This window comes from Myroides sp. A21 (assembly GCF_000807225.1).
GTDB classification, from domain to species: Bacteria; Bacteroidota; Bacteroidia; order Flavobacteriales; family Flavobacteriaceae; genus Flavobacterium; species Flavobacterium odoratimimum.
The window spans coordinates 1,142,844-1,163,071 of record NZ_CP010327.1 but is presented as its reverse complement, the minus strand read 5'-3'; the positions used below and the strand labels follow the sequence as shown (position 1 = coordinate 1,163,071).

Below are 20,228 nucleotides of genomic sequence, written 5' to 3'. Positions count from 1 at the left end.
GTTTGAACTGACAAAAATACAAAAGAGAATGAGTTAAAGGTGTATTTAATGTTATAATGACTAATTCTTTTACAGTTAATTAACGCTTTAGAACTTTCTCTACTTAGGTATTGTCTTATTCTGAGTGAGTATATAGTGGTATGAAGTCAATGAATATGAAGGTTAGCGATGTGATGAGGTATGATCACTGTATGAAGAGTTCTGTTATTTAGTATAATATCATGGTCAAGGTGTAACAATGCAATAAATACAATGTCTAATAGTTACTATTAAACAAAACCTAACCAATGAAACAATTTGTTACACTTTTTATGCTTCTGATTGGCTTGACTGTATTCGGTCAACTAAAGGGAAGTATAAAAGACACAGAGGGTAAGCCCATTAGTTATACTACGGTATATCTAGAAAAAAGCCAACAGAATACAATAAGTAATGAACAAGGATTATATGAATTAAGCTTACCTCAGAAGGGGGAGTACACAGTCGTATATCAATTCTTAGGCTATAAGACGCTGCGAAAGAATATTACCTATACTGGTACTGCCCAAGAGGTAAATGTGGTACTGGAGTCTGAAGACTTCATACTAGAAGATATCGTGATCACAGCTGGTAAGAATCCTGCAGATGATCTGATCCGTCTAGCGATAAAGAACAAACAGAAGAATACAGAAGGAATGTCTGCTTTCACTGCAGATTTTTACTCTAAAGGGATGCTGAAGACGCTGAAGATGTCTAAGTTTTTTCAAAAGAAGGTACAGGTGAATGGCAGTGGATTATCTGGTGTGGATTCACTAGGTAGAGGGATAGTGTATCTGTCAGAGACGGTGTCTAGTCTAAAGTACCAAAAACCGAATAAATTAAAGGAGCATATCATCGCGTCTAAGGTAAGTGGGAGCAATAGTGGATATAGCTTTAATACTGCGGATGAGTCCTTCTATGACTTCTATGATAATCATATCGTGATCGGAGATATGGATACTAAACTAATCTCTCCGATAGCAGATGTAGCGTTCTCATACTATAAGTACACGCTAGAGGCTACCTTCAGAGATCAAGGGGTATTGATTAATAAAATCAAGGTAACGCCTAAGTCATCAGTTCAGCCTGTGTTCTCAGGTGATCTCTACTTAGTAGATGGGATAGGGGCTATCTATGGTATAGATTTAAAAGTAACGGGAGTAAGTGTACAGCAACCATTGATAGAAGAGATCAATGTGAGTCAGAACTTTAGTTATAATGAGGACAATAAGAGCTGGGTGAAGCGCTCGCAGAACCTTGACTTAGTGTTTGGAGCATTAGGAGTACGGATACAAGCCGTGTTCTTAAGTGTGTTTAATAACTATAACTTCACACCTAATTTCACTAGAGCGAGCTTTGATAAAGAGATTTTATCCTTTGCGAAGGATGTGAATAAGAAAGGGGATGATTTCTGGAAAGAGAATAGATTATTTGCTTTGTCTGAAGAGGAGTTGAATGATTATCGAGTGAAGGATAGTATCAGACTAATTAAGGAGTCTCCTGCATATAAAGATAGTATTCGCAAGAAGCACAATAGATTTAAAGTAGGTGATGTGTTCGGTGGGTATAACTATAGAGGAGAAGATAATAAGTATAGCATCGGCTACACTGGGTTAATAGGGATGGATAAACCTGGATTTAATACTGTGCAGGGGTTCAATATGAAGACGGATGTGTATGGTTCTATCTACGATAAGGATAAGATAGGGTATACGTATGGTAAAGCTAGTTTTGGTTACGGGTTTGCCTCTGATAGGCTGAGAGTGTATGGAAAGCTATTGCGCCAGTTTAAGGGAGCATCTAAGTCAGCAGTATATATAGAAGGAGGAAGTAAGATAGAACAGTATAATAAGGAGAATATACCTGAACTACTAAATACTGCATTCTCCCTATTAATGAGAAAGAACTATGCGAAGTACTACAATCACAATGATGTGTATGTGGGGTATTACGGTCAGTTCTTCAATGAAGCTCTAAAGGTACACAGTGCGATAGGGTATGAGGATAGAAGCCTGCTGTATAATAATGCGAATGGCTCATTCTATAAGGGTAGTAGAGCTTATACCTCTAATGATCCGCTAGCTCCTCTAGATATGAACAGTAGTCCGATCACGAATCATCATCTATACAAGTTTAGAGTAGGTACTACGCTATCCTTAGGGATGAACTATGTAAGCTATCCTACTAAGCGTATCTATATGCGCAATCCTAACTATCCTCTGATAGAGGTGAACTATGAAAAGGGATTCAGTGGTAGTGAGAAAGGATTAGAGTATGATAAGCTAGAAGCTAGGTTTAGCCAAGGACTAACGGTGAGCAATAAAGGGAGATTTGAGTATAATGTATTGATGGGTAAATATTTTGGTGCTGATAATATCTCTTATGTGGATAGAAAACACTTCACAGGTAACGAGACTCATCTAAACATCACGAATGATAGATTGACCTCGTTTAACCTATTGCCATATTATGCTCTGAGCACGAATAAGTCTTATGTAGAGAGTCATTTTGAGTATGATTTTAAAGGATTCTTGATTAATAAGGTTCCTTTGCTAAGAGAGACAGGATGGAATGTAGTATTAGGGTATCACAATGCTATGGTAAGTGATATAAAGCCATATCACGAGTTTACAGCAGGTCTGTCTAACTTCGGATTTGGTAAGATTAATTTCTTCCGTATAGACTATGTACGCTCATATCAAGGTGGGGCGTTTGCTAAAGACGGTATTATGATAGGAGTGAAGAAGAGCTTTTAGTTAATCATCAAGTATTATTAGAAATAAATAGCCCTTATGATGCATGTAGTGATTATAAGGGCTTATATGTATAAGGATATAAAAAAACACCTCATCAAGATCAGATGAGGTGTTTTTACTATATATCGTTTTCTTATTAGAAGTTCGATTTAAATTGTTCTAAGAAACGTACATCGTTCTCAAAGAACATACGGATATCTCCGATTTGGTATAATAGCATAGCGATACGCTCTATCCCCATACCAAAGGCAAAACCACTGTACTCAGTAGGGTCGATATTACAGTTCTTAAGAACGTTAGGGTCAACCATACCACATCCCATGATCTCTAACCACCCTGTACCTTTAGTAATACGGTAGTCTGTCTCAGTCTTTAATCCCCAATAGATATCTACCTCAGCACTAGGCTCTGTAAATGGGAAGTATGATGGACGTAATCTAATCTTAGATTTACCAAACATCTCTTTAGTGAAGTATAACAAAGTCTGTTTTAAGTCAGCAAAAGAAACATCTTTATCAATGTAAAGACCTTCTACTTGGTGGAATATACAGTGTGAACGAGATGATATAGCTTCGTTTCTAAATACACGCCCTGGAGATATAGTTCTCAGAGGTGGTGTATTCTTCTCCATATAACGAGTCTGTACAGATGAAGTATGTGTACGTAATAGTTGTTCTGGATTCGTCTGAACGAAGAATGTATCTTGCATATCACGAGCTGGGTGATACTCTGGGAAGTTCAACGCAGAGAAGTTATGCCAATCATCTTCAATCTCAGGACCTTCAGAGATATTAAAACCAATGTTATTAAAGATATCAACGATTTGGTTCTTCACTAGTGAAATAGGGTGTCTAGACCCGATCTCTAGAGGGTAACCTGGACGTGTTAAGTCTCCATAAAGACCTTGCACATCTTTAGATTCTAGTTCATCTTGAATAGATTTTACTTTATTCTCGACAGTGCTTTTTAATAGATTGATAGCTTGACCAAACTCTTTTTTCTGCTCATTAGGCACCGTTTTAAAGTGTGCAAATAAGTCGTTTAAAATTCCTTTTTTAGATAAGAATTTAATTCTAAATGTTTCAAGCGTCTCTTTATTATCGGTGTTAAAGTGTTCCGCTTCACCGATGTATTCTTTTATTTTATCTATCATCTTAAGTAAAGTAAAAAGCAAATTTACTGCTTTTCAATTAGACATAAAATTATAAACAGCTATAATTTTTATAATTGTTTCTTATGTTAGTCAATAAACTTACTTTCTAAGAAGTAATTGACTATTGCTTCTTTCATTAAAACCGATTGTTCACCTGCTTTAAGACTAGGTAGATTTTCTTTTACATTATAGTGTGGCCATCCGTCTTGGTCGAAGTGATCAAACTCGTAATAACCATAAGGTTCTAATAGACGACAGATAGCGATATGCATTAAGTTCACTTTGTCATCTTTTTTATATCTCTTTTTGATTTTACCTAGTTCTTGTACTCCGATTAAATATATGATAGCTTCTAAGTCTAGTGTCTCTCCGTCTCCGAATCGGTCAGATACTTTCTGAACGACAGCGTCCCATCTAGCTTTTAATTGTTCGTCTCTTGCCATATTGTTAGTTGTAATGGTGACAAATATACTACAGTTCTGCTCTATTGTAATTAATAGAATTGTAATATCTTCGCACAGAATATATTTGAGTATTTATGTTTTTAGATATTATATGCCTTATCGCCGTTATTTTTGCTATTATAAAAGGAGCTAGAGATGGTTTTTTTATTTCAGTAGTTTCTTTTCTATCTCTATTTATCGGAATAATAGGAGCATTGAAATTCTCAAATATTATCAAAGAATTTCTGATGAATTCTCTAGGATGGGAGTCACCTTCTATTCCTTTACTCGCTTTTGTTTTGGCTTTTGTGTTGGCAGTATTAGCTGCACGCTTCATCGCTCAGTTAGCAACTAAGTTTGTACAAGCGGTATTCTTAGGGCTGTTCAACAGACTTTTTGGGGCTGTATTTCAGATCTTGATTGTGATCCTAGTAGGAAGTATCTTTCTCTCTATATTCGATGAGGTTAACGCGATATTTAAGTTCGTTAGTCATGAAACATTAATGAACTCTACTAGTTATAAAATATATGTATCTCTGTCTGAGTCTGTACTACCTAGTTTATACGATTTAGTTAAATCTTTATTCTCTAAGAGTATCGATATGATACAGGATATAAAAGAACCCGAAACGATCTAGATATACTTAATCGTATTCTCTTCTATCCATCCTTCTTGCTGATCATCTAGTTTCACTCTGATCCACAATGCTTTTTTCTCTAAGATATACACCTTAGTACCCTCGTGTAGTTCTTTTAGTGTACGAGAGGTGTTCTTCGCTTCTTCTTTAAGGTTTACTTTTTCAGTAAATAAGATAGCAGCTGTAGTCTTAGAAGCATACTTCTGCTCAAATGTAGCTGCGTAGACACTACCTCCTATCACTAGGATAGAAACAAGCATCAATACAAAGCTAATACGCTTAATAGTACTGCTGTGATTCAGATAATATACCACAAAACACAATAGTACTACAAAGGACATCACTGTGGCTAGTGTAGCCCATTGGTCAACGGATAGCTTCCCTAATGACTGGTGAAGTATGTCTTCGTTATCATACTGCTTCACTATCGTAATATCGTCTATAAGTTCTTTGCGTGCATAGTTTAGATTAGTCTCTATAGCAGTGTCACTAGGATTAAGCTTTAAGGCCTTCTCATAGTAATAAACAGCATTGACGTAATCGCGTGTTTTATAATAAGCATTCGCTAGATTAAAGAATACTTCTGGTGAAGAAGCTTCTTGTTTCTCTATGGCTTTAAAGGCTGTGATTGCTTCACTATATTTTTCTTTTTGATACAAGGCATTCCCCTTGTCAAATTGTTGTTTCCAAGAATCCGTTTGTGCCCATGTATGAAAGCTCAAAACAAATATAAAAAGAGTGATGATGTGTTTCATGTTGGTCTATTTGAATTGTTTTTCTAGTTCAGAGATTACTGTAATCGCATTGTCATAGTCCTTATTGATATTAACCTGATCAGTCGGAGCGTAACGCGCCCATTCACAAGCGTTCTTTATATCCATAAAGTTCTTAATAGCGTCTTCAGTAATATTTCTATCTGTTAGAATCTCTGTAATGTTTTCATTGCTCATCTCACTAGTCACCATGTCTAGCTTCGCTTTTAGGAAGTTGTGTAGACAGCGCTCTAGTGCTTCATAGAATAATTCTTTGTTATTGATGTTTTTCTTCGCTTCCCCTAAGTATTTTCTAGCTAGTCTATTGTTGTTTCTCAATCGGATACCATCTGTGTCTGATGCATATCTACGACGCTGTATCACTACAAGTAAGAATAGCGGTATAGCAGCGAATGGCAGTACTGTAAGGACGTAGAATAACGTAGTGTCCCAATATGTGCTAGTAGAAGCTTCTACTACTGTAGGTGTAGCTTTATTCGGTTGGAATAATTCGCTCTTATCTACTACGTCTGTGTCTTTTGCTTCTGTATTAGTTGGTAGGGTAGGCCCTTCTAGTACATTAATCGCTAAGCTGTCAATGTGAATAGTCTTATACTTCTTAGTACTTAAGTCAAAATATGAGAACTCCATAGGGTCAATCATATAATCCCCTTTATACTGAGGGATAATGATGTAATCGTTCACTCTGCTACCTTGCATACCATGTACCCCAGAAGTAATCTTATCTGAACTAGTAGGGTCATACATCTCTAGAGCAGAGTGCGCAGTAGGGGTGGGAATGGTCAATAAATCCAAGTTACCCTTACCTGCAACTTCAACTTTTAGGTTTAGTTGTTCACCTGATTTAAGGCTTGTCTTAGTTGGTGTTACTTTAAATGTAAATGTCCCAACACCTCCAGAGAAATTGTCAGGCTTACCTGCTTCAGGAAGGTCTTTTGCCTTGATTGTTACTCTACCTGTACTGTATTCTTTCTCCATATACCCAAACTCTGGATATCCGAAGAAGTCACGTCTACCTGTAGGAACTTCTGCTTGTATCATTAACTCAAGAGGATCTATACTAAGATTGCCTGCTTCTTGAGCCATTAATACATCTTGCTTTAATACAATGTAGTTATAATCTGTCCCTTTATACTTACCTAGCTTCACTTCAGGTCGTCTAGGGATGTCTACATTGTGCACCCAGAACTTCTCATAAGTAGGTATTTTTCTTCCTGTATATCCTGCGATATTGGTATTGAAGTACAGTTTATACGTTATCGTTACAGGTTCGTTTATATAAGGATTCTGATTCGTCACCTCAGCGACTAGATGTATTTCATCTAGAGCTTTCTGCTGTACTTGATTATATTGCTGTCTAGGATCTTGCTTTGCTACAGCGTCAGATACTGTAATGGTAATCGGTTTGGTTTTATAGACCTGTCCTTCTATTTCTATAGATGCTGAACCTATAGATAAAGTTCCTTTCTTCTTCGGTTGTAAGAAGTAAGAATAGGTTTTATTAAAAGACTTTTTACCATTTGTCCAAGCGTAGCTAACAGATTGGTTAGGCCCTCCAACTACAGTGAAATTGTCAAAACGAGGTGGAGAGAAGTTATCTCCATCTTGGTTCATAGCAAAGTCAACGCGAACATTGTCGTTAAGCGGTATGTTATCTCTACTTACTGTTGCTTCAAAGCTGATTTGAGCTAAGATTGCTTGAGTGCAAATCAGAGCGAATAATAATATGTAGTAACGCAGTATTTTCATTGTATTCTACCAGTCTTTTTTTCTTTGTTCATTTTGTCCAGCAGGTTGTCCTTTCTCTGGTTTACCACCTTTAGGACCTCTATTAATTAGCCTCTGCTGTACATCTTTTTCATTTTTATTCATCGCATCTAATATTCGATCCATCTGATCTTGATTAGGTGTTTTAGGGGTATTCTGTTTAGGTTGATCTTTCTTGTCTTGGTCTCCTTTATCGTCTTTATCTTTATCATTCTGACCATCTTTGTTCTTGTCATCCTGATCTCCTTTATCATTTTGATCTTGATCTTTCTTGTCTTGGTCTCCTTTATCCCCTTTGTCTTTATTATCTTTATTTTGGTCTTGATCTTTGTTGTCCTTGTTTTGGTCTTTATTCTGATCTTGATTATCCTTATTCTGATCTTTGTTTTGATCTTGATTATCCTTGTTGTCTTGATTGTCTTGAGGATTCTCTTTGTTCATTTTCTTCGCTACAGCATAGTTATAACGAGTTTCATCATCTTTAGGATTGTTTAATAAAGCCTTTTTGTAAGCTTGTTCTGCTGCTTGATAATTCTTAGATTTCATATAAGCATTCCCCAAGTTATGGTAGGCTTGGTGCTTAGCTTCTTTGGTTGTCGCTTTTTGTATGGCTCTAAGGTAGGCAGCTTCTGCTTCTTTGGTTAATTGCTGTTTGTATAAAGAGTTTCCTAAGTTATAATCAGCTACAGACTTACTGTCTTTAGAATTAGCTATTCTATAAGAAGATTCTGCATGAGTATAATGTTTGTTCTCGAATACTTCATTACCTGTGCTCAGTGCTCTACCAGCAGACTGTGCAAATGAGTAAGCAGTAAACAATAAAAATATCGTGATGTAGAATGAGTTTTTCATAATTAATCGCATGCTATTCTTTTTCATTGAACAAATTAAGTTTCTTCATCCAGATAGTCTTTCTTTCTAGTATGAATAAATCGATAAAGATCAGTAAGAAAGCAAACCCTAAGAACCACTGATATTGAGATTGGTACTCTGCGATTTGTTGATCTTCAAAATCTGTTTTTTCTATTTTGCTAAGGTCGTTTTTAATAAGGTCTACAATCTCTTGCGTATTCGAACCGTAATAATACTTTCCTCCAGTAGCATCAGCTATATATTTAAGTGTAGATGGATTGAGCTTTGTAGTAACGATCTCATTGTTCCAATCTCTTTTATATTCTACGCCTTTAGGTGTCTTAATAGGGATAGGCCCTCCTGCCTCTGTTCCTACACCGATGGTGATAATCTTTACTTTCTTTTCTTTTGCTATTTTGATAGCATTCTCCATTTCTTCTCCGTGGTCTTCTCCATCAGAGATAAGGATCATGACTTTGCTTGTATTGGGATTGTCATAGAAATTAGAAGCTACATAGATAGCGTCCTCAAATGCGGTACCTTGTGAAGAGACCATATCTGTGTTCATCGTCTGAAGATACATCTTAGCTACGTAATGATCTGTAGTAATAGGCAACATCGGGAATGCCGTACCTGCATATCCTACTATACCTATTCTATCTGGTCCTAGATTATTGATAATCTGAGAGACTAGTTGTTTCATCTTTGCCAATCTATCAGGAGCCATATCCTGAGCTAACATACTCTTAGATACGTCTAATGTGAATACGATATCAACACCTTGTCTTTTGACTGTAATAACCTTTGTTCCTATCTTAGGATTGATTAAAGCAATTACAATAGATATTAGAGCTACTAGATAAATAGATGCCTTAATGATTGGTTTATTCTTAGATTGATTAGGTGCCAAAGTTTTAATTGCTTTAGCTGTAGCAAATGATTGTTGCTTCTTTTTCTTCCACAAGATATCCCCAATAAAGATTAAGATCAATATTGCTATGATTGAAAATAGAAAAAGATATTGTTTATTGTCTAACTCCCACATAATCTATTATATGAATCCTCTGAATAATGTTTTTTGTAATGTGAAATCAATACACAATAGAATAAAGGCAAGTAACACTAAGAATTGAAACTTGTCATCAGATTTAACGAACTTCTGTTCGTCAATCTTCGTTTTCTCTAATTGATTGATTTCTTCATAAATTGCTTTAAGCTTACTAGTATCTGTTGCTCTAAAGTATTTACCTCCTGTTGTCTTAGCGATAGACTTCATAAGCTCTTCATCTAGTTCTACAGGTACTTTCTCATATACTATTTCACCGTTCTCTCTTATTCCTACTGGAGATTCTGCTAACCCATTAGTACCGATACCAATAGTATATACTTTAATATTGTACTCTTTAGAGATCTCAGCAGCTAATGTAGGGTCTACTGTACCCGTATTATTGACACCATCTGTAAGAAGTATGATAATCTTACTTTTAGCAGGGCTGTCTTTTAATCTGTTTACTGATGTCGCTAAACCTACACCTATAGCAGTACCATCTCTTAGTACATTGTCATATTTTATACTCTTAAGGTCATTTAGTATCAGTAATTTATCACTAGTCACTGGCGTCTTAGTATATGCTTCAGCAGCATAAATAACTAATCCTATACGATCTGTCACACGTTGTGATACGAAGTCTGCAGCTACAGTTTTTAATGCTTCTAAACGGTTTGGTTTTAGATCTCGTGCTAACATACTTCCTGATACGTCCATAGCCATCACGATATCGATACCATGCGTAGAGTGTATCTGTGAATCTACATTCACGATTTGAGGTCTAGCCATACCCACTATAATGGCACTAAAGGCTAGTACTCGTAAGATAATAGAAATAGGCAATAACTTAACTAATAGTGAAGTATGCTCTTGTACACCTTGTATAGTGCTTAGCTTGACAGTAGCACGCTGTTTCTTTCTGTTTTTATACCATACAAATAGGACTATTGGTAATAGTATAAATAACCAGAAGAACTCAGGATTGGCAAAAGTTATATTCTGTATCATTGTTATTTCTCCTCTTTTTTATACTGTATTGAATCAAACATACGTTCTACTAGCTTAGGAGCTATCTCATCTTCTGCTAGATAGAATATCCATACTTGATCTTTGTTAGCACCATTGTCTGTTAATACTCCTTCGAACATTACTTTCTCTTCTACTTGATTAGTAGGGTTCTTGAATGCAAACTCACCATAAACAAGTGTCCCGAGAATACCATTTGCATTCTCAAAGCGTTCATCTTTATACTCTAAGTTTTCTATTTTATTGTTTTGTGTCAGCAATGAAATAGAATAAGTAATCAATTCCTTATCAGTATATTTATATTCCTTAGTGGTAACTACATTATTTAATACAATGTGAATAGGGTCTTCTAGTACACCATATTTAAATTGATTAAGTGATGATATACCATCAGGTTTTCCTTCTTGCAATAAAGGTTCATTCTTACGGATTAGAACTTCAGGAGTTGAGATAGTCAGTCCTGGAGCAGTACCGTACGTACTAGTAATCCATTCTTTGTTCATCAGTTTCTTCGTATTGTTGAATGTAAACCAATGATAGTCTTCTTTAGCAGAAGTATTGATAATATACACTATGCCAGTCACAACAACTAAGAAAGCTGTGATGGCTGTAGGGATCCATATACGTATTCTTTTCTTTTTCTTTTTACTTTCCTCTCTTCTTCTGATTAACTCTGTTTGTGTTGCAGCAGAGATAGGATAAGCTGTATTGATACTGTCTATGACATTCTGTATCTTAGAAGTATCTGCTGTTATTTCACCTTCAGTAGGTTGAGACTTAGCGAACTTAACTAAGTCAGCAGATTCTAGAACTCGTTTTAATTCTTTAATCACCACAGGATCTAGCTTTACCTTCTTATCATTTAAAGTAGCCTTAAGAATAGTGATAATTTCGAAAGTCGTCAATTCTTTTGCTGAGATTCCAAAAGTATCTTCTATAAACCCTCTTGTGATAATACTCATGTCAGAATAGTATGGTTTAGCATCACCTCTATTCCAGTTTTTCTTCTCTTCTAGTTTCTTCAGTTTTTTAACTGCTTTCTCATAAGGAGTTTTGTATTTATCATCCTCCGTAAGGTCCTTCTCTTGTTGTCTTCTGATATAGATATAGATACCTATCCCCGCTAGTACAGCGATGAAGATAAACAGTAGATAATACCAATCTGTAGAGAAAGAAGCTCCTTCTTTAGAGATTGACTTAATTTCATAAAGAGGTTGTTTTAATGTATCTACTGCTACATCTTGTACATGTATCTGTATAGAGTCTGTATGAAATAGCTTAGCATCTACTATAACAGGTACAGCAGGAATACTAAAATCACCTGGGTCGAATTGCGTCAAGTGATATTTCTTAATAAGCTCCTGTGTATTATCATTCTTAATCGTATCAATAGGGAATGACTCTACTACATCAAAGTTCCCTATCTGTTCTGTAGCAGGGAATGTAATTAAACTTCCTGTGTTAGAATGGGCCTTTATGGTGTATAGAAAGGTGTCTCCTATTTTTATAGCAGTAGTATCTACTTGCGTTTCTATTCTATTTTGAGCTAGAGTAGAGAAAGTAGCAATTAAAAAAATAATAGCGATATGTAGAAAATTAGATTTCATTGTCCTTATCTCGATTTAAAGTATCCTAGTAATTTTTTGACATAACTATCATTTACTTCAATATTGATAGTTCCTGCTCCACATTTTTGAAATACTTTGGTAAAGTTTTCTTCTTGCTTGTGGAAGTGAGAAGCATAGGCTTTTCTTACACTAGCATCAGAAGTATTGATTAACTGTTCTGTATGAGTCTCTGCATCGAATACATTGATAAGACCTACATTAGGAAGTTCTTTCTCTCTTTTATCGTAGATTCTTATGCCTGTAATATCGTGTTTTTTTGCCGATATCCTTAAAGTCTGTTCAAAAGAGTGTGTAATGAAGTCTGAAAGCACAAAGACAATAGCTTTCTTCTTGACTACCTTCGAGAGATACTCAAGAGCAAAGCCTACATCTGTCTTTAGACTTTTAGGTTTGAAGTCGATAAGCTCTCTGATTATTCTCAGCACATGTGTTTTTCCCTTTTTAGGAGGAATGAATAACTCTATCTGATCAGAGAACAGTATTAGACCTATTTTATCATTGTTTTGAGTAGCAGAGAAGGCAAGTGTAGCAGCTATTTCGAGTACAATATCCTCTTTAAACTGATCAGTAGACCCGAACGCTTCCGAACCACTCACATCCACTAAGAGCATCATTGTTAACTCACGCTCTTCTTCGAATACTTTGATATAAGGCTCATTATAACGTGCAGTAACATTCCAGTCTATAGCCCTTACATCATCGCCAAATTGATATTGACGCACCTCTGAGAAGGTCATACCTTTCCCTTTAAAAGAAGTGTGATACTCTCCCGAAAAAATATGGTCACTTAATCGCTTTGTTTTTATTTCGATCTTCTTGACCTTCTTTAAGATATCTTTGGTTTCCATGACTATACAGCTTTCAAATTAACAAAATCATCAAAACCTATCTACACTTAACTATAAATAGGTTTTGTATATTAAAAGTTATCCTTGTTCTACTAAGGAACTTCTATTTCATTTACGATTTGGTTAATAATATCTACAGAAGTAATATTCTCAGCCTCTGCTTCATAAGTAACCCCGATTCTATGGCGTAATACATCTATTACTACTGCTCTCACATCTTCTGGAATTACATACCCTCTCTTTTTGATAAAAGCGTAACATTTAGCTGCTAGAGCTAAGTTGATACTTCCACGAGGAGATGCACCGAAGCTAATCATAGGTTTTAACTTCTCTAGTTTAAATTGTTCTGGATAACGAGTAGCGAAGATAATATCTAAGATATACTTCTCTATTTTCTCATCCATATATACTTTCTTAACAGCTTCTTGAGCTCGTTGTATTTGTTCTAGAGTTACTACAGCATTAACTTGAGGTTTCTCACCAGCTAAGTTTTGACGGATAACAAGTCTTTCATCCTCTAATTTAGGATAATCAATAACTGTCTTAAGCATAAAACGGTCCATCTGTGCCTCTGGTAGAGGGTAAGTACCTTCTTGCTCCACTGGGTTTTGAGTAGCCATAACTAAGAATGGCTTGTCTAGTTTGAAAGTGTCATCACTGATAGTTACTTGTTTCTCTTGCATCGCTTCTAGTAATGCAGATTGTACCTTAGCAGGAGCACGGTTAATCTCATCCGCTAGAATGAAGTTAGCGAATATAGGTCCCTTTCTGATCGAAAAGTCATTTTCTTTTACGTTATAGATCATTGTACCGATAACGTCTGCTGGTAATAAGTCAGGCGTAAACTGGATGCGGTTAAATGTTCCATGTACTGCTTTAGATAAAGTATTAATGGCTAAAGTTTTTGCTAATCCAGGTACTCCTTCTAATAAAATATGCCCCTGTCCTAACAAACCAATTAAAAGTCTATCGATCATATGTTTCTGACCAACAATAACTTTATTCATCTCCATGGTTAGGATATCGATAAATGCACTCTCTCTTTCTATTAATTCGTTTAATTCACGGATATCATAATTAGATCCTGTTGTGTCCATATCTATAGTTTTTTTTCTAAAGTAATATACTTTTCTGATTCTTACCGCAAATTCAAAAAATATTCTCTATTAAGTTGTTAATGTATGGTTAAATATAACAAAGAGGTTTCTGATTTAGGTCTGAATTGTGAGTTTCTTTTTATAATTTTAAGAACAAAACAAGAATGTTGTGATTAATAAGCGATTACTTATTAAAAATTTACTAGCGCATTATGATGAGAATAGCTTTTATGATAAGAAGAGGCAACTCAATCTGCACAGTAAATCAGGCAAAGCTAAGTTTTTAAAACATATCTGTGCTTTAGCGAATTCAAATCCAGACAATAGCTCCTATTTATTAGTAGGGATAGAAGATGAAGATAACGAAATAGTAGGTGTAGACTTCTATGATGACAGTAAGATTCAGAACTTAGTCAACGCTTATTTAGATAACCCTCCGCTTATCACCTATGATAATGTGGCTTTTAATGACTTACCCAAAGATAAGGTAGTAGGTCTTGTCTCTATTCGATCAGGTATCGGTCTAACGACGTTTAAGCGGTCAATCAGTGAGATAGCAGAAGGAAGTTATTTCGTGAGGATAGGCAGTACCTCTGTTCCTGATGCAGTAGTACCTCGTAGCACGAATAGGGAAATAGTAAAAAGCATAGAGAAGAACTCTCAGAATGACCTAGCGAGTATCTTAGATAGTGTTATCACCTTTATGACAGATACGCATCGAGATATGAAGCCGAGATATAATGTTTTTAGAGAACAATTTATCATCTGTTGGGCAGGTAATAAAAAGATGGTTAGGGGGATGCCTTTTTATTCTAGAGTAGATATAGAGTTTGTCAATGAGCAGATTAAGTTGTTTTATTCAGATCTTGACTCTGTCACGATTGCGTATAATGGGCATAAGTTTGTGATAACAGAGTATCTAAATCTAGGGCTGAATGATAAGACGAGTTATTACCCATTCGAAGAAGTGATGATCTCTTTCTCAGAGAACGGGACTTATTCTATGACCAACACAGTCTTATTTAAAGCACCATCCTATAATAGAAATATCCTTGGACATATCTACGGATCTAGTCTTAATGTTATTTATAAACTTCAGAACAACCTTAAACTGACTTCTAAGGAAGAACGTGTCTTAGGTAAACTATGTTTTAATATGATGCTGTGCTACCTAAACGGTTTTGAAGATGCTAAAGATGAACTAATCTCCGTTAAAGATTATCTAAAATATTCGAATGACCCTCAGCTCTTTATAGCCTTTAAAGAAGTAATGCGTATCTTGCGTAAACTGAAATACGAAACAGAAATAGATGAGTAGAACACTAGTTATAGGAGATATACACGGTGGTTATAAGGCGCTATTACAAGTGATGGAACGTGCAAAAGTAACCCCTTCAGATAAATTAATTTTTTTAGGAGACTATGTAGATGGGTGGAGTGAATCTGAGAAGGTAGTAGAGTATTTATTAGCTTTGAAGGAGACAAATAATTGTACATTCTTAAGAGGTAACCATGAGACGCTTTTAGTGAATTGGTTAGAAACAGGTAAGGAGAATAAACTATGGGAAGGCAATGGAGGAGACGCTTCTGTTAAGTCTTATTCACTAGGTAATATCACAAAGGAAATGAGAGAGAAACATCTTCATTTCTTTAGAAACTTACAGAACTATTATATCGATGAGAACAATAGACTTTTCGTTCATGCAGGCTTTACTAATTTAAGAGGAGTGAAGGACGAGTATATTGAAGAAGGCCTTTATTGGGATAGAACGTTATGGGAGATGGTATTATCTATGGATACAACGATCAGTAAGGAAGACATTAGATACCCGAAGAGATTGTTGCACTATCATGAAATCTTTATAGGACATACACCTGTTACTAATTATGGTTTTAAGCATCCTATGAACTTTGCCAATGTATGGAATATAGATACAGGAGCAGCATTCTTAGGACGTATTTCTATTCTAGATATAGAGACAAAGGAGTATTGGCAGAGCGATGTAGTCGCTGAGCTATACCCAGATGAGGAGGGAAGGAACCATAAATAAAAAACACTTTTATTATATTTGTCACACACAATCTTGTTATATGAAGAAAATATATTTAGTACTATTACTCTTAGTAGGTACAGTAGGAGCTAGAGCACAGGCTGTTAATGAAGTAAAAGTGAATGTGTTTAATACACTTGCACTTGCATCAGTAGAAATCGGGTATGAGCACTTTATCGGGCACAACCAGTCGATAGGAGCTAATTTTAATATCAACGACCGTTTTTCTTACCACAAAGAAAAAGGAGGAAAGAACCAAAAGTTTAATACCAATAGTTTAGTTGTTAACTACAACTACTATTTTGGGTCAGGGAATGATGCACATGGCAGTGGTTATGTAGTATCTCCTTTCTTGAAATACCGTTTTGGAGATTTTAAAGAGAATCTATGGTCAGAAGCAGCAGATACATCTATCAGAACTAAAGTAGATATGAATAGCTTCATCTTTGGAGTAGGCTTCGGGTATAAGTGGGCTTTAGGAGACTCATTCACGATTCATCCTTTTGCAGATATTGCGAGAAACTTCAGTAGTGAAGTGAATGACAGATTCTCTGCTATTGAGTTTAATGCAGGGATTAACTTAGGATATAGATTCTAAACACCTAGATAATAGAATAAAATAGAGGGTGCTTACTAACTGTAAGCACCCTCTATTTTTATACATATAGACTAGAAGTCAAATTTAATACCTTGTGCTAATGGTAGCTCTGTACCATAGTTGATTGTATTCGTCTGTCTTCTCATATAAGCTTTCCACGCGTCTGACCCAGACTCTCTTCCTCCACCAGTCTCTTTTTCACCTCCGAATGCGCCTCCGATCTCAGCACCAGATGTACCGATATTCACATTAGCGATACCACAGTCAGAGCCTGCATGAGATAAGAATAACTCCATTTCTCTCATACTATTCGTGAAGATAGAAGAAGATAGCCCTTGAGGCACCCCATTTTGCATAGCGATAGCCTCTTCGATATCTTTGTACTTCATGATGTATAAGATAGGTGCGAATGTCTCAGCCTGTATAATTTCGTAAGTATTCTTACCTTCTATGATACACGGTTTTACATAACATCCACTCTCATACCCAGCACCTTCTAGTACACCACCTTCTACGATGACCTTACCACCTTCAGCTTTTGCCTTTTCTATAGCGTCTAAGTAATCTTTTACAGCTGCTTTATCGATAAGTGGTCCTACGTGATTAGTAGCGTCTAATGGGTTCCCTATTTTTAATTGTGCATATGCCTTTTGTAGTACATCTACTGTTTTATCATATACGCTCTCGTGTACGATCAGCCTTCTCGTACTAGTACAGCGCTGTCCTGCAGTACCTACAGCTCCGAATACAGCCCCTACTAATACCATGTTGATATCAGCATGCTCAGATACGATGATAGCATTATTACCTCCAAGCTCTAGGATAGTATTACCGAAGCGTTCTGCTACAGTCTTAGATACATGTCTACCTATACGAGTAGACCCCGTGAATGACACTAGAGGGATTCTAGGATCCGTGTTGATTAGATCACCACACTCATTACCGATAACTAGGTTACATACACCTTCAGGGATATTGTTTTTCTTGAATACGCCAGCTACGATATTCTGACACGCTACACCACATAATGGTGTCTTAGAACTAGGTTTCCAGATACACACATCACCACATACCCATGCGATCATGGTATTCCAACTCCATACTGCTACCGGGAAGTTAAATGCAGAGATAACACCTACCACTCCGATAGGGTGCCACTGCTCATACATACGGTGCATAGGGCGCTCAGAATGCATCGTTAGTCCGTATAACTGACGAGATAGACCTACTGCGAAGTCACAGATGTCGATCATCTCCTGTACCTCACCTAGACCTTCTTGAAGGCTTTTTCCCATCTCGTATGATACTAGCTTGCCTAAGTATTCTTTTTTATTTCGAAGTTCTTCACCTATTTGTCTTACGATTTCGCCTCGTTTAGGAGCAGGTACTAGTCTCCAGCTTTTAAAAGCCTCCTCTGCAGTAGCCATTACTTTTTGGTAATCTTCTTTTGTAGAAGCTTTTACTTTTCCGATAAGTTGACCGTCTACAGGAGAATAAGATTCTATAATCCTACCGTTAGAAAAAGAGTTAAGACCTGTAGAAGAACCATTGTTCTCTGCCACGAGTCCTAATTTTTCTAATACTTCCGAAATACCAAATTGGTTATTAGATGTCGTCATTTGTTTTTTTATTTATAGTTTGTAATTGATTGTTACTTGCTAATATAAAAAAAAAATTGACAGGGAGTGTAATGTACAGTAATCTACTATTCTACGAATTTTGCATCAGTAGGCATCACAGTCTGACAACACTTACAGGTTCTCAATTCTTCAGATGAGTAGAAATGTTTAAAATGAGGTAAGAAATCTTTCTCTATATCCGTCAATTCAAAATAGACTTCATATAATTTATGATTACAATTTTCGCAGAACCACATTAATCCATCTTTTGCCCCAGGGTCTTTTCTCTTTTTCTCTACCACTAGACCTACAGAGTTCTCTGTACGGATAGGTGAGTGAGGTACCTTAGCAGGTAGTAGATAAATGTCTCCTTCGTTTAAGGTAATGCGCTTGCGCTCGTTATTTTCTTGTATATCGATATAGATAGTTCCTTCTAGTTGAAAGAAGAACTCTTCAGCTTCATTATAGTGAAAATCCTTTCTAGCATTAGGGCCACCTACGACCATAATGATATAATCAGCTGCTTCAGGGTAAATATTTTTATTGCCAACAGGTGGTTTTAATAAATCTTTATTCTCTTTTACCCATTTAAATATATTGAATGATGACTGTGTACTCATAGTATGATATATGAATTAATTACTTCTGCTCAGCCAACTTTGTGGGTTATAGATATCTGTATTTCGAGACAGTAAGAACTTCAGCACCGTCTGACCATTACTATTCGTACTGATAGACCCGATGTCTTGTTTTAGACTTACTTTATCTCCTTTTTTCACAGATACATCACCTAAGTTTTGATAAACAGTTATATAATCTCCATGTTGTATTAAGACAGCTTTATTACCACCAGGTAATACCTGTACCTGAAGCACATCCCCTCCGAATACTGCTCTAGCTCTAGCGCCTGCCTCAGTAGTGATCTCTACACCACTATTGTGTATCGTCAGCTGAGTCTGTACAGGGTGAGGCTGATCTCCATAAGGTAGAGAGATATATCCTTTAGCTACTGGCCAAGGTAGTTTACCTTGATTTGCTCTAAAGTTATCTGCTACGATTTTCCCTTCTGGAGTAAGCTCAAAGGCAGTAGCAGACTTAGTAGAGGCAGTAGACTTAGTCGTCTTCTTACCTTCTTTAGCGGCTTTCTCTCTAGCGATACGGTTCGCTTCTTCAATCGCTTCTTTGATCAATTGCTTGATTTTTCTATCGATTGCCTTTGTCTCCTCTTGCTTTTGCTTGATGTGTTTGTTATACTTTTGCTGATCTTTTTGTACGATAGACATTAGGTTCTTTTGTTCTCCTAGATCCTCTTGTAAGTTCTTTTCGTTCTGTTGTTGTTCAGCAAGTAGCTTTTGCTGTTTTGCTTTTTGTATACTCAGTCTAGCGAGTGCCTCTTTTAGAGATTCAGCCTTAGCCTTCACCTCATCTGCTTGAGATTTTCTATAGTCAGCATATTGCTTCATATACTGTACTCGTTTATAAGCTTGAAGGAAGTTATCTGATGATAATACGAACATCAGTCTACTTTGGCTAGACTTTGTTTTATATGATTTTAATACCAGATCAGCATAGTCTTTTCTAAGTTTAGCCAACTCTGCTTCTAGGGTATTAACCTCTTTTTCTGTTTTAGAGATATTGCTATTTGTTGCAGATATTTGTTTTTGAACATTGTTTATTAACTGTCTATTTAAGTTAATCTTACGGTTGTTCTCATCTATTTCTAATAGAATATTTCTCTCTTTCGTCTTTTCTTTTTTAAGTAAATCTTTGACAATATTTATCTCCACTAAGATTTGCTGCTTTCTACGCTCCAGTTGTTCTTGCGTTTCTTTCTTTTGCCCGTAAGCAAAAACAGTACATATTAATAATAAGGATAAATACGCTCGTCTCATTTGTAGATTACTTCTTGTTGA

18 protein-coding genes are annotated in these 20,228 nt (G+C 36.1%); 5 read left to right on the top strand and 13 right to left on the bottom strand.

Going from position 1 to position 20,228, the window contains the following annotated elements; genetic code table 11:
* Positions 1-287 precede the first annotated feature (287 nt).
* On the top strand, positions 288-2,774 hold the full coding sequence (locus tag MYRA21_RS05355; RefSeq protein WP_006258002.1) for a DUF5686 and carboxypeptidase regulatory-like domain-containing protein: 2,487 nt from the start codon (positions 288-290) through the stop codon (positions 2,772-2,774).
* Between the two features lie 136 nt (positions 2,775-2,910).
* Here the strand turns inward: MYRA21_RS05355 and pheS are convergent, their stop codons facing one another.
* Entirely contained in the window at positions 2,911-3,927 is a 1,017-nt protein-coding gene (gene pheS / locus MYRA21_RS05350; protein ID WP_036471075.1) for a phenylalanine--tRNA ligase subunit alpha, read from the bottom strand.
* Positions 3,928-4,013: 86 nt separating this feature from the next.
* Positions 4,014-4,370 carry a hypothetical protein gene (locus MYRA21_RS05345; RefSeq protein WP_006258004.1) on the bottom strand — a complete coding sequence of 119 codons (357 nt, stop codon included), beginning with the start codon at positions 4,368-4,370 and terminating at the stop codon, positions 4,014-4,016.
* A gap of 95 nt (positions 4,371-4,465) precedes the next feature.
* On the opposite strand from MYRA21_RS05345, the gene MYRA21_RS05340 reads away from it, so the two are divergent.
* Positions 4,466-5,008, top strand: a complete 543-nt coding sequence (locus MYRA21_RS05340; RefSeq protein ID WP_006258005.1) for a CvpA family protein — start codon at positions 4,466-4,468, stop codon at positions 5,006-5,008.
* Here the strand turns inward: MYRA21_RS05340 and MYRA21_RS05335 are convergent.
* The 8 genes from MYRA21_RS05335 to MYRA21_RS05300 form a co-directional block, all read right to left on the bottom strand.
* On the bottom strand, positions 5,005-5,763 hold the full coding sequence (locus tag MYRA21_RS05335) for a tetratricopeptide repeat protein (RefSeq protein WP_006258006.1): 759 nt from the start codon (positions 5,761-5,763) through the stop codon (positions 5,005-5,007). The two genes, MYRA21_RS05340 and MYRA21_RS05335, sit on opposite strands and share 4 nt — an antisense overlap.
* Positions 5,764-5,769: 6 nt before the next feature.
* Positions 5,770-7,530, bottom strand: a complete 1,761-nt coding sequence (locus tag MYRA21_RS05330; RefSeq protein WP_006258007.1) for a BatD family protein — start codon at positions 7,528-7,530, stop codon at positions 5,770-5,772.
* Between the two features lie 6 nt (positions 7,531-7,536).
* Positions 7,537-8,412, bottom strand: a complete 876-nt coding sequence (locus MYRA21_RS05325) for a tetratricopeptide repeat protein (RefSeq protein WP_006258008.1) — start codon at positions 8,410-8,412, stop codon at positions 7,537-7,539.
* A 1-nt stretch (position 8,413) separates the two neighbouring features.
* A complete protein-coding gene (locus MYRA21_RS05320; protein WP_006258009.1) occupies positions 8,414-9,445 on the bottom strand; it encodes a VWA domain-containing protein in 1,032 nt (343 codons plus the stop codon).
* A 6-nt stretch (positions 9,446-9,451) separates the two neighbouring features.
* Complete coding sequence (locus tag MYRA21_RS05315; RefSeq protein WP_006258010.1) at positions 9,452-10,456, bottom strand: VWA domain-containing protein; 1,005 nt, start codon at positions 10,454-10,456, stop codon at positions 9,452-9,454.
* A 2-nt stretch (positions 10,457-10,458) separates the two neighbouring features.
* On the bottom strand, positions 10,459-12,081 hold the full coding sequence (locus tag MYRA21_RS05310; protein ID WP_006258011.1) for a BatD family protein: 1,623 nt from the start codon (positions 12,079-12,081) through the stop codon (positions 10,459-10,461).
* A gap of 5 nt (positions 12,082-12,086) precedes the next feature.
* Positions 12,087-12,950, bottom strand: a complete 864-nt coding sequence (locus tag MYRA21_RS05305) for a DUF58 domain-containing protein (RefSeq protein WP_006258012.1) — start codon at positions 12,948-12,950, stop codon at positions 12,087-12,089.
* A 92-nt stretch (positions 12,951-13,042) separates the two neighbouring features.
* A complete protein-coding gene (locus tag MYRA21_RS05300) occupies positions 13,043-14,047 on the bottom strand; it encodes a MoxR family ATPase (protein WP_006258013.1) in 1,005 nt (334 codons plus the stop codon).
* A 169-nt stretch (positions 14,048-14,216) separates the two neighbouring features.
* Here MYRA21_RS05300 and MYRA21_RS05295 point away from each other — a divergent pair, with 169 nt between their 5' ends.
* Genes MYRA21_RS05295 through MYRA21_RS05285 form a run of 3 tightly spaced genes read left to right on the top strand, consistent with a single transcriptional unit; the run spans position 14,217 to position 16,696 of the window.
* Positions 14,217-15,365, top strand: coding sequence for a DUF5929 domain-containing protein (locus tag MYRA21_RS05295; RefSeq protein WP_006258014.1), 1,149 nt, complete (start codon positions 14,217-14,219; stop codon positions 15,363-15,365).
* On the top strand, positions 15,358-16,098 hold the full coding sequence (locus MYRA21_RS05290; protein WP_006258015.1) for a metallophosphoesterase family protein: 741 nt from the start codon (positions 15,358-15,360) through the stop codon (positions 16,096-16,098). Before MYRA21_RS05295 ends, MYRA21_RS05290 begins: the two co-directional genes overlap by 8 nt.
* A 40-nt stretch (positions 16,099-16,138) precedes the next feature.
* Positions 16,139-16,696 (top strand): DUF3575 domain-containing protein, encoded by a 558-nt coding sequence (locus tag MYRA21_RS05285; RefSeq protein WP_006258016.1) that lies wholly within the window; start codon positions 16,139-16,141, stop codon positions 16,694-16,696.
* Between the two features lie 71 nt (positions 16,697-16,767).
* On the opposite strand, the gene MYRA21_RS05280 is transcribed toward MYRA21_RS05285, so the two are convergent.
* The 3 genes from MYRA21_RS05280 to MYRA21_RS05270 all read right to left on the bottom strand — a co-directional run bounded on the left by MYRA21_RS05280 (position 16,768) and on the right by MYRA21_RS05270 (position 20,207).
* On the bottom strand, positions 16,768-18,315 hold the full coding sequence (locus MYRA21_RS05280) for an aldehyde dehydrogenase family protein (protein WP_006258017.1): 1,548 nt from the start codon (positions 18,313-18,315) through the stop codon (positions 16,768-16,770).
* An 86-nt stretch (positions 18,316-18,401) separates the two neighbouring features.
* Entirely contained in the window at positions 18,402-18,935 is a 534-nt protein-coding gene (locus tag MYRA21_RS05275; RefSeq protein WP_006258018.1) for a 3-hydroxyanthranilate 3,4-dioxygenase, read from the bottom strand.
* Positions 18,936-18,950: 15 nt separating this feature from the next.
* Positions 18,951-20,207: a murein hydrolase activator EnvC gene (locus MYRA21_RS05270; protein WP_006258019.1), complete on the bottom strand. Its 1,257-nt coding sequence runs from the start codon at positions 20,205-20,207 to the stop codon at positions 18,951-18,953.
* Between the last annotated feature and the right edge of the window lie 21 nt (positions 20,208-20,228).

Bases quoted from the DNA above. Each gene is read 5' to 3' on its own strand.
- MYRA21_RS05355 (WP_006258002.1), top strand. From the start codon at position 288: ATGAAACAATTTGTTACACTTTTTATGCTTCTGATTGGCTTGACTGTA.
- pheS (WP_036471075.1), bottom strand. From the start codon at position 3,927: ATGATAGATAAAATAAAAGAATACATCGGTGAAGCGGAACACTTTAAC.
- MYRA21_RS05345 (WP_006258004.1), bottom strand. From the start codon at position 4,370: ATGGCAAGAGACGAACAATTAAAAGCTAGATGGGACGCTGTCGTTCAG.
- MYRA21_RS05340 (WP_006258005.1), top strand. From the start codon at position 4,466: ATGTTTTTAGATATTATATGCCTTATCGCCGTTATTTTTGCTATTATA.
- MYRA21_RS05335 (WP_006258006.1), bottom strand. From the start codon at position 5,763: ATGAAACACATCATCACTCTTTTTATATTTGTTTTGAGCTTTCATACA.
- MYRA21_RS05330 (WP_006258007.1), bottom strand. From the start codon at position 7,530: ATGAAAATACTGCGTTACTACATATTATTATTCGCTCTGATTTGCACT.
- MYRA21_RS05325 (WP_006258008.1), bottom strand. From the start codon at position 8,412: ATGCGATTAATTATGAAAAACTCATTCTACATCACGATATTTTTATTG.
- MYRA21_RS05320 (WP_006258009.1), bottom strand. From the start codon at position 9,445: ATGTGGGAGTTAGACAATAAACAATATCTTTTTCTATTTTCAATCATA.
- MYRA21_RS05315 (WP_006258010.1), bottom strand. From the start codon at position 10,456: ATGATACAGAATATAACTTTTGCCAATCCTGAGTTCTTCTGGTTATTT.
- MYRA21_RS05310 (WP_006258011.1), bottom strand. From the start codon at position 12,081: ATGAAATCTAATTTTCTACATATCGCTATTATTTTTTTAATTGCTACT.
- MYRA21_RS05305 (WP_006258012.1), bottom strand. From the start codon at position 12,950: ATGGAAACCAAAGATATCTTAAAGAAGGTCAAGAAGATCGAAATAAAA.
- MYRA21_RS05300 (WP_006258013.1), bottom strand. From the start codon at position 14,047: ATGGACACAACAGGATCTAATTATGATATCCGTGAATTAAACGAATTA.
- MYRA21_RS05290 (WP_006258015.1), top strand. From the start codon at position 15,358: ATGAGTAGAACACTAGTTATAGGAGATATACACGGTGGTTATAAGGCG.
- MYRA21_RS05285 (WP_006258016.1), top strand. From the start codon at position 16,139: ATGAAGAAAATATATTTAGTACTATTACTCTTAGTAGGTACAGTAGGA.
- MYRA21_RS05280 (WP_006258017.1), bottom strand. From the start codon at position 18,315: ATGACGACATCTAATAACCAATTTGGTATTTCGGAAGTATTAGAAAAA.
- MYRA21_RS05275 (WP_006258018.1), bottom strand. From the start codon at position 18,935: ATGAGTACACAGTCATCATTCAATATATTTAAATGGGTAAAAGAGAAT.
- MYRA21_RS05270 (WP_006258019.1), bottom strand. From the start codon at position 20,207: ATGAGACGAGCGTATTTATCCTTATTATTAATATGTACTGTTTTTGCT.